The organism is Leisingera sp. S2M4 (assembly GCF_055398055.1).
Genome location: NZ_AP040861.1, coordinates 2987105 through 2999567 on the forward strand (window position 1 = coordinate 2987105; position 12463 = coordinate 2999567).

Annotated in this window: 12 protein-coding genes; 4 read left to right on the plus strand and 8 right to left on the minus strand. The window is 64.2% G+C overall.

The features are described from left to right. Window positions 1–109: 109 nt before the first annotated feature. The 4 genes from ACZ52D_RS14495 to ACZ52D_RS14510 form a co-directional block, all read right to left on the minus strand. A complete protein-coding gene (locus ACZ52D_RS14495; RefSeq protein ID WP_222453341.1) occupies window positions 110–1420 on the minus strand; it encodes an HlyC/CorC family transporter in 1311 nt (436 codons plus the stop codon). An 84-nt stretch (window positions 1421–1504) separates the two neighbouring features. Beyond that, window positions 1505–2446, minus strand: coding sequence for a site-specific tyrosine recombinase XerD (locus ACZ52D_RS14500; RefSeq protein ID WP_369928991.1), 942 nt, complete (start codon window positions 2444–2446; stop codon window positions 1505–1507). A 1-nt stretch (window position 2447) separates the two neighbouring features. Continuing rightward, window positions 2448–3968 carry a hypothetical protein gene (locus tag ACZ52D_RS14505; protein WP_464441740.1) on the minus strand — a complete coding sequence of 507 codons (1521 nt, stop codon included), beginning with the start codon at window positions 3966–3968 and terminating at the stop codon, window positions 2448–2450. Next, on the minus strand, window positions 3958–4107 hold the full coding sequence (locus ACZ52D_RS14510; RefSeq protein WP_222453338.1) for a hypothetical protein: 150 nt from the start codon (window positions 4105–4107) through the stop codon (window positions 3958–3960). The genes ACZ52D_RS14505 and ACZ52D_RS14510 overlap by 11 nt, the downstream gene beginning before the upstream one ends. 81 nt (window positions 4108–4188) lie before the next feature. Between ACZ52D_RS14510 and ACZ52D_RS14515 the strand changes: the two genes are divergently transcribed. Both ACZ52D_RS14515 and aroB read left to right on the plus strand, forming a co-directional pair. After that, window positions 4189–4779, plus strand: coding sequence for a shikimate kinase (locus ACZ52D_RS14515; RefSeq protein ID WP_369928996.1), 591 nt, complete (start codon window positions 4189–4191; stop codon window positions 4777–4779). Then, the gene (aroB, locus tag ACZ52D_RS14520; protein WP_369928998.1) at window positions 4779–5885 is read left to right on the plus strand and encodes a 3-dehydroquinate synthase; all 1107 of its coding nucleotides are present in this window, start codon (window positions 4779–4781) and stop codon (window positions 5883–5885) included. Before ACZ52D_RS14515 ends, aroB begins: the two co-directional genes overlap by 1 nt. A 70-nt stretch (window positions 5886–5955) precedes the next feature. Here aroB and ssb read toward each other — a convergent pair whose 3' ends face one another. After that, a complete protein-coding gene (gene ssb, locus ACZ52D_RS14525) occupies window positions 5956–6468 on the minus strand; it encodes a single-stranded DNA-binding protein (RefSeq protein WP_464441741.1) in 513 nt (170 codons plus the stop codon). A 239-nt stretch (window positions 6469–6707) separates the two neighbouring features. On the opposite strand from ssb, the gene ACZ52D_RS14530 reads away from it, so the two are divergent. Together ACZ52D_RS14530 and ACZ52D_RS14535 are read left to right on the plus strand one after the other, a co-directional pair. Next, complete coding sequence (locus tag ACZ52D_RS14530; RefSeq protein WP_369929002.1) at window positions 6708–7292, plus strand: lytic transglycosylase domain-containing protein; 585 nt, start codon at window positions 6708–6710, stop codon at window positions 7290–7292. Between the two features lie 145 nt (window positions 7293–7437). Beyond that, on the plus strand, window positions 7438–7812 hold the full coding sequence (locus tag ACZ52D_RS14535) for a hypothetical protein (protein WP_369929004.1): 375 nt from the start codon (window positions 7438–7440) through the stop codon (window positions 7810–7812). Window positions 7813–7909: 97 nt separating this feature from the next. Here the strand turns inward: ACZ52D_RS14535 and ACZ52D_RS14540 are convergent, their stop codons facing one another. The 3 genes from ACZ52D_RS14540 to ACZ52D_RS14550 form a co-directional block, all read right to left on the minus strand. Then, complete coding sequence (locus ACZ52D_RS14540; RefSeq protein WP_222453332.1) at window positions 7910–10000, minus strand: dipeptide ABC transporter ATP-binding protein; 2091 nt, start codon at window positions 9998–10000, stop codon at window positions 7910–7912. Window positions 10001–10096: 96 nt separating this feature from the next. After that, window positions 10097–11311, minus strand: a complete 1215-nt coding sequence (locus tag ACZ52D_RS14545; protein ID WP_464441742.1) for an ABC transporter permease — start codon at window positions 11309–11311, stop codon at window positions 10097–10099. A gap of 12 nt (window positions 11312–11323) precedes the next feature. Then, the gene (locus ACZ52D_RS14550; protein WP_222453330.1) at window positions 11324–12370 is read right to left on the minus strand and encodes an ABC transporter permease; all 1047 of its coding nucleotides are present in this window, start codon (window positions 12368–12370) and stop codon (window positions 11324–11326) included. Window positions 12371–12463: the final 93 nt, after the last annotated feature.

Sequence of the window (12463 nt, forward strand, 5' to 3'; positions counted from 1 at the left end):
AACAGTAGTCCAGTCAGAAAACGACACCGCATGCCGCGGACCGCCGAATTTGTACCGGCGATCCACGGCATGACAGGGGGGGGCTGAGGTTGGGGTGAACCCGAAGGGGTCAGTAAAGCGGTCGGATCTTCAGGGCGGTGACGCGGTTGCCTTCCCGTTCGGTCACCTCGAACCTGAAGCCATGAAATGAGAAGACCTGCCCTTTTGTCGGGATGGTCTGGGCCTCGTGGATGACCAGACCGGCGATGGTGTTGGCCTCTTCGTCCGGCAGGTTCCAGTCTGTTGCCCGGTTGAGATCGCGGATCGTCGTCGCGCCTTCCACCAGGTATGATCCATCGGCGGTCTTCTTGGCGATGTTGCCCTCGGCCGGGTCGAATTCATCGGTGATCTCGCCGACGATCTCTTCGAGAATGTCCTCCAGCGTGATGAGCCCCTGCAAGGCGCCATATTCATCCACCACCAGCGCGAAATGCGAGCGCATGCGCAGGAACTGGCGCATCTGTTCATCCAGCGTGGTGGTTTCCGGCACGAAGTAGGGCGCGTTGGCGACCTGGGTGATGTCAAAGGACTTCAGCCGGTCCGCATCGCCGCCGGCACCGCCGAGTTGCTCGTACATGGCGCGGGACAGATCCTTGGCATGGACAACGCCGATGATGTTTTCCTGCTCGCCGCGGAACACCGGCAGGCGGGTGTGGGGGCTTTGCAGGCATTGCTCCAGGATTGCCTCGGGATCGGCATCGGCATCAATCATCTGGATATGCGAGCGGTGCAGCATGATCTCCTCGACGAAACGCTCGGAGAGGTCGAGCGCCCCAAGGATCCGATCCCGGTCCTCCTTTTCCACAACCCCCTCGGAGTGGCCGAGGTGCAGGGCGCCGGCGATCTCCTCGCGCACCGCCATGATGTGGCTGTCGGGGTCGATCTGTACGCCGAAGATCCGCAAGACACCGCGCACCAGCAGCCGCACCAGGCCAACCACCGGGGCCAGAACGGTCACCAGGACCGAGATCACCGGCGCCACCGCTGCGGCGGCCTTTTCGGCGTTGGAGATGGCATAGGTCTTGGGCAGAACCTCGGCAAAGATCAGCACCAGGAGGGTCATGACCAAGGTCGCCAGGGCAACGCCGCTTTCGCCGAAGGCGCGGGTGAACAGGGCGGTGGCCAGCGAGGTGCCAAGGATGTTGACGAGGTTGTTGCCCAACAGAACAGAGCCGATCAGGCGCTCGTTGTCCTCGGTAACGGTGAGCGCGGTCTGCGCCCCGCGCGAGCCCTTGTCGGCCTGGCTGCGCAGCTTGCCGCGAGACGCGGCTGTCAGTGCGGTTTCAGAGCCGGAGAAAAACCCCGAAAGCACCAGCAGCAGAACGATCGCCCCGGCGGTGATCCAGAAGGCGCTGTCAAATACGGTGGAGGCTGTGTCCATGGTGGGTCTGAAATCCGGTCGGTTGTGGAAGGTTTACCGCAGTTATGGGGGCTTGGAGCGCGCGCTTCAAGCACTGGAGGAGGATCAGTTGCCCTTGGCCAGCGGGTGGTGCTCCAGCACCAGTTCCTGCAGCCGCGCGTCCAGCACGTGGGTGTAGATTTCGGTGGTGGCGATGTCGGCGTGTCCCAGCAGTGCCTGGATGGCGCGCAGGTCGGCCCCATTGGCCAAAAGATGCGTTGCAAAGGCGTGGCGCAGCGTGTGCGGGGTCACCTTGTCTGGCGAGACACCGCCGGTGACCGCCAACTCCTTGATCAGCAGGTAGAAGCGGTGACGGGTCAGATGGCCGGACTTGCCGCGCGAGGGAAACAGGAAGCGAGAGGGCGGCTGGCCCTTCGCTTCGCGCAGTTCCTCTGCGGCATCGCGTTCCTGCAGCCAGGCCGCCAGCGCCTCGCGGGCGGGCGGCGACAGCGGTACCATGCGCTCCTTGCCGCCCTTGCCCAGCACCAGGAGCATGCGCGGATCGCCACGTGCGGCAGAGACCGGCAGGGACACCAGCTCGGTCACCCGCATGCCGGTGGCATAAAGCAGTTCCATCAGGCAGGTGTTGCGCAGCCGGTCCGCAACACTGCGGCCGGTTTGCCGGGCCGCGTCGAGCAGGCGGTCGACCTCGCTGACGTCCAGTGTCTTGGGCAGGCGTTTTTCCCGTCCGGGACCGCGGATCTGGATGGCCGGATTGTCCGCGCGCCATCCTTCCTCAAAGGCGAAGCGGTAGATCTGCTTGGTCGCCGAGAGCCTGCGCGCGCGGGTGGCGCGCGCCAGCCCTTGGGCGTCGCAGCTGATCAGATACGCCTCGAGATCGTCCTGGCTGGCGCTGAGAAAGTCGAGGTTGCGGTGTTCCAGCCAGCCGCTCAGGTCCTTGAGGTCACGTCCATAGGCCAGCAAGGTATTCTGAGAGGCGCCAGTCTCGGCGGCCTGAGCGTCGAGAAAGGTCGAAATCCATTGGAAGTTGTCGCGCGGTGCCGTCATCTCATTGCGGCTCCAGTAGCAGCAGCTGCAGGGCGGCGCGTCGGGCCGTGTCCTCCAGCCCGACCGCGCGGAAGGCGGCCAGGGCTGCGCTGAGATCGCCGAGATTGCCGTTGGCGCCGCGCCCATACAGCACCATCGCGCGCAGAATGGCCTCACCCAGCTGGCCATCGTCCAGCAGCTGCCGGATGCGGGCGGGCACCGGGCCGGGAGCGGTGAACCCCAGCGCGATGGCGCGGGCGGTGGCGTCAGGAGCGATGTCGGCGTCGGGGCGTCCTTGCGCGAGCGCGGCCAGGAAGCGGCTTTTGTCATCTTCTGCCGGGGCATCCAGCGCGGCCAGTTCGTATTGCGGCGACAGCAGCCTGATGCGCCAGGCCAACGCCGCGGTTCTCGGCTCGCTGATCGGAGCGCGGGCAAGATGGTCGGCAAAGAGGTCGGCAAACACCGTTTCGGTGCCGGCCGCCTGCATGGCGCTCCAAGCCTCGGCCAGGGTCTCCGTGATCTTTTCGGGGTCGGTGCCGTTCAGCGCCGATTCGAGCCGTTGAACAGCGGCAACCCGATCCCAGATACCGCCCGAAGCGGCGGGTTTGCGGGCGCTGAACAGCCCCAGGAATTGGTTCGGGTTCAATGCGCCGCCGCGCGCCAGCCGTTCGGCAGCCTCCAGCTGGGCTTTCCAGCCGGCGATGTCCCGTAAATCCGCAGCGGCAAAGGCGGTCGGCAAAGGTGCGGTCGGCATCGCCTCGCCAATGGTTTCAAACAGGCGGAAGGTCAGCGGATCAGGTTGCGAAGGGCGCGACAGGGGGGGCGCCTGCTCATAGAGATCGGGATTTAGAAACCGGTCCAGCAGATCGATCTGTGCCTGGGGCAGCAGCTCCAGCGCAATGGCGGTCTCCAGCATCAGCGCCGCCGTGGACCAGTCGCTGCGCCGCGCCGCGCAGAAGATCCGCGCAGCGTAGTTGTCGGACAGATGCGGATCCGCAGCCAGCGCCATGCAGGAGGCATCTTCGCCGCCGGTCAGCAGGGTGGCATCGAACCAGCGGGAAAACCGAGCTGGTGTGGCGGTTGGGCCCGCCTGCTCGGCCAGCGCCTGAGCCGCGTCCGTCGCCCCAAGTGCGAGCAGGCGGTCAAGCCGGGCCAGCAGGATCTGGTCGCCACCGTCCTCCGGTGCGCGGGTCTCCGACAACAAGAGGGTAAACAGCAGCGCCTGCATCGCCGGGCTGCGGCGCACCGGAACGGTGCGGATCAACTGGCTGATGTCACCGGCATCACTGCCCCGCCACAAGTCCGTGGGGAGGCCGGTCGCCGAGGCTGGCACCAGCCCGGCCGGCGGCCGCAAGGCCTCCAGCGGCGTGACCGAAACCTGCGGCAGCGCGGCGGTGCCGGTGACGGGTGGTTCCAGAAGCACGGTTCCGGGCAGTTCGCTGCGTGGCTGCGGCTTGTTCAGCCAGTCGATGGCCGTCAGCGGTTCCGTGGCGAGCGCAGGCCCGGCCAGCAGGACCGCGGCGACGGCCGACTTAATCCGCATTCAGCACCACCGGTTTGCGCACCTCGGTGCTCGGGGCGCTGAAATCAGCGCCAAACCACGGCCCGACATAGGTATAGGCAACGAGCCCTACTGCCGCTAGAACCACCAAGTAGATCAGATATTTGAACAATCGCCCCATGGGTCATCCAGTGCCTGTTTCCTGCTCTTTTGCGGAAGTTATATATTCCCTTTTCCGCAAGATCACGTCATTCACTGAAGAATGAGCGAAAAAGAGCAAAGCAGCGGCCAGAAGGCCGCAGGCCAGGTGCCGGGAACCTTGAAGAAGACCATCGTGATGGTGGGGATGATGGGCGCAGGAAAGACCGCCGTGGGCCGCGCGCTCGCGGCGCGGCTCGGGGTGCCCTTTCTGGACAGCGACCACGAGATCGAGGCCGCTGCCAACATGACGATACCAGAGATATTCGCGCGCGACGGAGAGCCGTTCTTTCGCCAGAAGGAACGGCAGGTGATCGCGCGCCTGCTGGAGGAGGAGCGCGGCGTGCTGTCGACCGGCGGCGGCGCCTTTTTGGCGGAGGAGAACCGCGAGGTGATTTCGGCCAAGGGCGTTGCGGTCTGGCTCAACGCCGACCTTGAGGTGCTGTGGAATCGGGTGCGCCATCGCGATACGCGGCCCCTGCTGCGCACCCCGGATCCGCATGCGACCCTCAGCGCCCTGTACCGCGACCGGGTGCCGCTTTACCAAAAGGCGGATCTGGCGGTGGTCTCGGATGGGCAGGCGTCGATTGAAACCATGGTTGACCGGGTGCTTGAGGCCTTGCAGTCGCGCCCCGATGTGCTGGAGTGGAAATGATGGAACGCAAGGTTCATGTGCCGCTGGATAGCCGCGCCTATGACGTTGTGATCGGCCCCGGCCTGCTGGAGCAGGCGGGCAAGCGGATTGCGCCGCTGCTGAAACGGCCGCGCGTGGCGGTGCTGACGGATGAGACCGTCGCGGCGCACCACCTGGACGCTCTGCGCGCCGGGCTGGCCTCGGACGGCATCGAAATGAGCGCGCTGGCGCTGCCGCCGGGCGAGGCCACCAAGGGCTGGCCGCAGTTCAGCCGCGCAGTGGAATGGCTGCTGGACCAGAAGGTAGAGCGCGGCGATGTCGTGGTGGCCTTCGGCGGCGGCGTCATCGGGGACCTGGCGGGCTTTGCCGCTGCGGTGCTGCGCCGTGGCGTGCGTTTCGTGCAGATCCCGACTTCTCTGCTGGCTCAGGTCGACAGCTCGGTCGGCGGCAAGACCGGTATCAACGCACCGCAGGGCAAGAACCTGATCGGCGCTTTCCACCAGCCGTCGCTGGTGCTGGCCGACACCGCCGTGCTGGGCACGCTGGAGGCGCGCGATTTCCTGTCGGGCTACGGCGAGGTGGTGAAATACGGGCTGCTGGGTGATGCCGAGTTCTTTGCCTGGCTGGAGGACAACGGCCCGGCGCTGGCGGCGGGCGACATGGCCGCGCGGGTTGAGGCAGTTGCGCGCTCGGTCCAGATGAAGGCCGACATCGTGGTGCGCGACGAGACCGAGCAGGGCGACCGCGCGCTGCTGAACCTGGGCCATACCTTCTGTCACGCGCTGGAGGCCGCTACCGGCTATTCCGACCGGCTGCTGCACGGCGAAGGCGTGGCAATCGGCTGCGCGCTGGCGTTTGAGCTGTCGGCGCGGCTGGGCCTGTGTTCGCAGGAAGATCCAAGCCGGGTGCGCGCGCATCTGAAGGCGATGGGCATGAAGACTGATCTGGCCGACATTCCCGGCGAGCTGCCGAACGCCGAGGCTCTGCTGGAGCTGATGGGGCAGGACAAGAAAGTGGTCGAGGGCCAGCTGCGCTTTATCCTCGCGCGCGGCATCGGGGAAGCCTTTGTCACCGGCGATGTGCCGCCTGAGGCCGTGCTGGATGTGCTGCGCGACGCCGGAGCGTGAAGGAAATTTCATCCTGAAACTGAAAAGGGCAGCCACTGGGCTGCCCTTTTTGATAACTGCGGTCCTGTTCTCAGAACGGGATTTCGTCGTCGTCGATGTTGTGCGAGGCGCCACCGCCGAAGCCGCCGCCCTGACCGCCGCCCTGCGGGCCGCTGTCATAGCCGCCGCCGTAACCGCCGCCGCCCTGGCTGCCGCCGCCATAGCCGCCGCCCTGACCACCGCCGCCTTCACCGCGGCCGTCCAGCATGGTCAGCGTGCTGCCGAAGCCCTGCAGAACGATCTCGGTGGAGTAACGGTCCTGGCCGCTCTGGTCCTGCCATTTGCGGGTCTGCAGCTGGCCCTCGACATATACCTTGGAGCCCTTGCGAAGATACTGTTCGCAGACCCGCACCAGGCCTTCGCTGAAAACCGCGACGGAATGCCATTCGGTGCGCTCGCGGCGCTCGCCGGTGTTGCGGTCCTTCCAGGTCTCGGAGGTGGCGATGCGCAGGTTGCACACTTTGCCACCGTTCTGGAAGGTGCGCACCTCGGGGTCGCGGCCCAGGTTGCCGATGAGCATGACTTTGTTCAGTGAGCCGGCCATAGGGTTCGGTCCTTTGTCTTTATGAGTCTTTTGGTGTTCCGGTTCGGCAGCGGTGCGGGGCGAATCCCGCCGCGCCGGTTGCATGCACAGTATAGGCCCATGCGGGGTGAGGAAACCCGGTCTCTGTAGAGGAAATCCCGTGCGGTGGCGGGGAATGGCGGATTTGCGACGCGATTGCTTTAAATTTGTGGCGCATCGGGTATAGTCCCCGCGAGTGGGACAGTGTCAGGACAGCGGACATGCGAAAAGCCGTTGCTGGGTTCGTTATTGCAATTGTCGGGGTAGGGCAGCCTGCCATCGCCGATGTACTAAGCAGCAAGAATCGGAAGGCCTTGTTTGCCGCCCATACCCGGGTGCTGGATGGTCGCGCGGCCAGCCAGTACAGGAATTCGGTCAGGTTGCAGCCCAAGACCTACGAGGTGCCCTCGGCGGCGGCGACCTTGCGCTACAATGGCAAGTACCGGGGCGAGTTCCTGACCATGGCGCGCGAGGCGGCGCGCAAGCACAATGTGCCCGAGGAGTTGTTCCTGCGGCTGGTGCAACAGGAGAGCAACTGGAACCCGACCGCCAAGTCGCACAAGGGCGCGCTGGGACTTGCGCAGCTGATGCCCGCGACGGCGCGGGCGCTGGGGGTGGACCCGGCGGTGCCGCGACAGAATCTGGAAGGGGGCGCGCGCTACCTGGCGCAGCAGTATCGCAAGTTCGGGGATTGGCGGCTGGCCCTGGCCGCCTATAACGCCGGGCCTGAGGCGGTGCGCAAATACGGCGGCATTCCGCCGTACAAAGAGACGAAGAATTACGTGAAGAAGATCTGGGGCAGCTAACCGCGCGCTTGCTGGCGGACGCTGCGCATTAATCTTCGGGTAAGATCCGTTAATGCCCCGTTAACTCCGTGGGTTTGCCACGTATTTGTCTAAATTTTTCATGAATCTCTCGGCTGAAAATACACGCTGCCAGGAGATTTAACCCATGTATGTCAACAGCTTCGAGGAACGGGTTCATCGGATCGAGTGGCGCCCCACGGCAGTGCCGAGCCGCGCGCTGATCGACAACATGCTGGGCGCGCGCCTGCCACGACGGCCGCGCAGCGCCGTGTTGAGCCTCGCGGCGGCGATTACCGGCCTGCTGATCGGTGTCGGGCTGAAAGGCATGACGCTGGAGGGATCGCCTTGGGGGCCGGGAACGGGGTTTGCCGGGCTGATCGGCGGCGGCCTGTCGCTGGCCGGGCTTGCACTGTCGGTGACGGCGGCCATAGCGGCGGCCTGGCAGGGCAGGAAGACGCCGCGGTTGATGCAATTTGCCTCGATGAACCTTTTGATGATCGTCGTCCTGCTGCTGAGCTGAACGGACCGCCCGCCTTTTCGCTGCAACCGGACACTTATCGCCGGACGCGGGTGCGTTCCATGTCACCTGTGCCCGGCAGTTCGTGGCGGAGTTTCGGTTACTCGGCCGCGGTTTTGATGACCGGCGTCATCCGTGCCAGCGTTGCATCGTCCAGATGGCACTTAATCTGGTGACCTTTGCCCAGCTGGCGTTGCGGTGGCACCTCCCGCTCGCACAGATTGCCGGGCACTTCGGACTTCCAGCGGCAGCGGGTCTGGAACGGGCAGCCCGGCGGCGGATCCATCGCCGAAGGAATGTCGCCTTCCAGAACGATATGTTCCTTCTCGACCGAGGTGTCGGCGATCGGCACGGCGGACAACAGCGCCTCGGTGTAGGGGTGGTAGGGCGGCGAGAAGACCTGTTCGGTGTCGCCCAGTTCCACCACATGCCCGAGATACATGACCATGACGCGATCGCTGAGATAGCGCACGATGCTGAGGTCATGCGAAATGAACAGCAGCGTGGTCTTCTCCTTCCGCTGGATCTCCATCAACAGGTCGGTCACGGCGGCCTGCACCGACACATCCAGCGCCGAGACCGGTTCATCCGCCACCACGATCCGTGCGCCGCCCGCAAAGGCGCGGGCAATGCCGACACGCTGCTTCTGGCCGCCCGACAACTGCCGGGGCATGCGGTTTGCGAAGGCGCGGGGCAGTTTCACCAGGTCGAGGAGTTCCAGCATCTTCTGACGTCGCTCTGCCTCGGAATTGCCGACCTGAAAGATTTCCAGAGCCCGCATGATCTGACGTCCCACCGTCATCGAGGGGTTCAGCGTGTCGAAGGGATTCTGGAACACCATCTGCACGTCTGAAATGGTGCGGGTGTCGCGGGCTTCGATCGGGGTCTGCTCGATATTGCGGCCATCCAGCAGAATTTCCCCCTCGGTCGCGGTTTCCAGACCCATCAGCACCTTGGCGAAGGTGGATTTGCCACAACCGGATTCCCCGACGATGGCAAGGGTTTCGGATTCGCGGGCCTCGAAGCTGAGCGTTTCGTTCGCCTTCACGACCTTCTTTTCGCCGCCGCCAAACAGCGCGTTGGCGGCAACCTCGTAGTATTTCTTGAGATTGTCCATTTTCAGCACGACCTTGCCGGGGGCGGATTTCTCCTTCTGCTCGGCAAGGGTCAGCGGGGCGTTCCAGTCGATCTCCTCGAACCGGAGACACCGGGTCTCGTGGCGGTCGTTCCCCGGCACCGGCCGCATCGGAATGACCTGATCCACATCGCAGCGCCCGGCCTCGAAGTAGTCGCACCGCGGCCCAAAGTTGCAGCCCGGCGGGCGTTCATGCGGCAAGGGGAAGTTACCGGGGATTGCCACCAGGGGACGGGCGTTCTTGTCGGCGCCGGGCAGGGGGATGGAGCGGAACAATGCCTGGGTATAGGGGTGCTGCATCTCGTCGAAGACGTCATGGATCGAGCCGCGCTCGACCGCTTCGCCGGAGTACATCACGCAAAGGCGGTCGCAGGTTTCCAGAACCAGGCCGAGGTTGTGCGAGATGAACAGCATCGAGGTGCCGTATTTCTTGCCGAGATCCTTGACCAGATCCACCACCGCGGCCTCGACCGTCACGTCAAGCGCGGTCGTCGGCTCGTCCAGGATCAGCAGCGAGGGTTTCGACATCAGCGCCATCGCAATGACGATGCGCTGCTGCTGACCGCCCGACAGCTGGTGGGGATAGGAGTTCAGCATCCGCTCGGGGTCGGGCAGGCGGACGTCGGTCACCACCTCCAAGGCGCGGGCATAGGCTTCCTTCTGGCCGACGCCCTCGTGGATCATCGGCACTTCCATCAACTGCTTGCCGATCTTCATCGCCGGGTTCAGGCTGGCCATCGGCTCCTGGTAGATCATCGCGATCTCGTTGCCGCGGATGTCGCGCAGCTCTTCGGCTGTCATCTCGGCCAGGTCGCGTCCCTTGAAGCGGATGCTGCCGCTGACCACCCGGCCGTTCTTGCCGAGGTCCTGCATCACGCCCAGCGCCACGGTGGATTTGCCGCAGCCGGATTCCCCGACCAGGCCGACCGCTTCGCCCGGCTGAACAGTGACCGAAAAGTCCATTACCGCCGGGATCTCGCGCAGTCGGGTAAAGAACGAGATCGACAGTTTGTCGATTTCAAGGATCGGGCCGTCGTAGTCCGCCAGTTTGCTCATGTTCATCTCTCCCTGTCGGAGCTGGAAACCTGTCTTTCCGTTTGCCCCAAGTCGCCGAGGGGCCGGAGGGCATGCCCCCGGTCCCGTCGGTACGGATCAGTCTTTCAGGCTTTCTTCGCGCAACCCGTCGGCCAGCAGGTTCAGCCCCAGCACCAGCGTCAGCAGCGCAAAGGCTGGCGCAAGGGCGGGGTGCAGGTAGACCGACAGCAGCTTGCGCCCGTCGTTGATCGTCGAGCCCCAGTCAGGGCTTTCCGGCGGCAGTCCAAGCCCGAAGAAGCCCAAGGTGCCCAGCAGAATGGTTGTATAGCCGATGCGCAGGCAGAAATCGACGATCAGCGGCCCGCGGGCATTGGGCAGGATCTCCCACAGCATGATGTACCACGGCCCCTCGCCACGGGTCTGGGCGGCGGCGACATAGTCGCGCGTCTTGATGTCCATGGTCAGCCCGCGCACGATGCGGAACACGGTGGGCGAGTTGACGAAGACGACCGAAACGAACACCACCAGGATGCCGCCGGGAATGTCAAAGAAATCCAGCACGCGGGGCAAGCCCCAAAGGGAAAAGGTCGGCGTGTTCACCAGGTAGCCGCCATTGGAGACCGTTTGCAGGTAGAGCCAGAAGGCGATCACCAGCACCCCGGCGAGCAGCGGGTTGCGAAGCTTGGGGCGGGTGTAATAGCGCGTGTTCAGCAATACGGTGACAAAGACGATCGGGAACAGGAACAGCACGAGCGCCATGTAGTTCGGCACACCGGTGGCAACGATCTCCGGGGTGACCAGAAGGTAGAACAGCAGGATCACCGGGAAGGCCAGGATCAGGTTCGCGAGGAAGGACAGGAACACATCCAGTCGCCCGCCGTAGTAGCCCGCGGGCAGGCCCAGGGTGATGCCGACCATGAAGGCGAACAGGGTTGCCAGCGGCGCGATCTGCACCACCACCCAGGCCCCTTTGACCAGACGGCTGAAAACGTCCCGTGCAAGGTTGTCGCCGCCAAGCAGGTAATAGGGGTAGCTGCCTTCCTCCGGGTTGCGCAGCGGGGTGCCAGGGGCCTTGTTTTTCATCCCGGACAGCTGCGCCAGCGGATCATGGGTCACGATCATGTCCATGGCCCCGTAGATGCCGGTGAAGACCCAGAACATCACCATGCCAAAGCCGATCATGCCGATCGGACTGTCGAACAGCTTGCCATAGAGCCCCAGTCGCCGCTTGAAGGCGATGGAGAAGATGAACAGGATGACCAGCGTGACCCAGACCGGCGACAGCTGGTAAAGGATCCGCAGGGTAATCTCAAACGTGTCAAGTGGTTCCATCTGCGGCCTCCCTCAAGAAATCCGGATCCGGGGGTTCAGATACACGTAGCCGATGTCGGAAATCAGCTGCGTGATCAGAACCACCAGGACCGAGACCACCGAAACCCCAAGCAGCAGTTCGATGTCGTTGTTGCCGGCTGCCTGCACCAGCGTCCAGCCGAAGCCCTTGTAGTTGAACAGGGTTTCGACGATCACCACGCCGTTCAGCAGCCATGGGAACTGCAGCATGATGACGGTGAAGGGGGCAATCAGCGCATTGCGCAACGCGTGTTTCAGCACGATGTTGTGAAAGCTCACGCCCTTCAGCCGCGCGGTGCGGATGTATTGCGCCGTCATCACCTCGGTCATCGAGGCGCGGGTCATGCGGGCGATGTACCCCATGCCATAAAGCACGATCGTCAGCACCGGCAGGGTGAAATTCTCGAAATTCGGGTTCTCCATGGCGCTGGTGGCGGTGCCCTTGAACCACTTCAGCCCCACCGCGGAGGAGGAAAAGATGGCGATGAACAGAACGCCCGAGACATACTCCGGTGTTGCGGTGGTGGTGATCGCCACCGTCGACAGGGAGCGGTCCATTGCCGAGCCTTCACGCATCCCGGCCAGCACGCCGAGGATGAGGGCCGAGGGCACCATGATCAGCATCACCCAGAACATCAGGTAACCGGTCAGCCCCAGACGGGTGGCGATGATATTGCCGACCTCGTCGCGGAACACGGTCGAATAGCCCCAGTAGCCCTGCAGGATGCCGCAGTAGCGGGGGGCTTCCTCGGCCGTCATGCCAGGTTGGATGCAGCGCCCTGTGACCGTTCCATCTTCGGCGACGTGCCGGTAGGACGGCGCCAGCCCGATCCACTCCAGGTACTTCTTGGGGGTGGATTGCAGGTAGCCGCCTCGCTCCAGCCAGGTTGCCACGGCTTCGTCCGACATGCGGAAGTTGCCTTGGGTCTTGGCCAGCTTTTCAAGGTTTGGATAGAGGTTCGTCATGAAGAACACGACGAAGGTCAGGCAGAGCGCGGTCAGCAGCATCACACCGACCCGTCTGAGGATGAACACTCCCATGGATTGCTCCCATTGGTGGCTTTGCGCACAGTCCGGGTCTGACCGGCATATGCCGGTCAGGCAAAGGGCGCGACTTGCGTCCAGAAGCGGTCG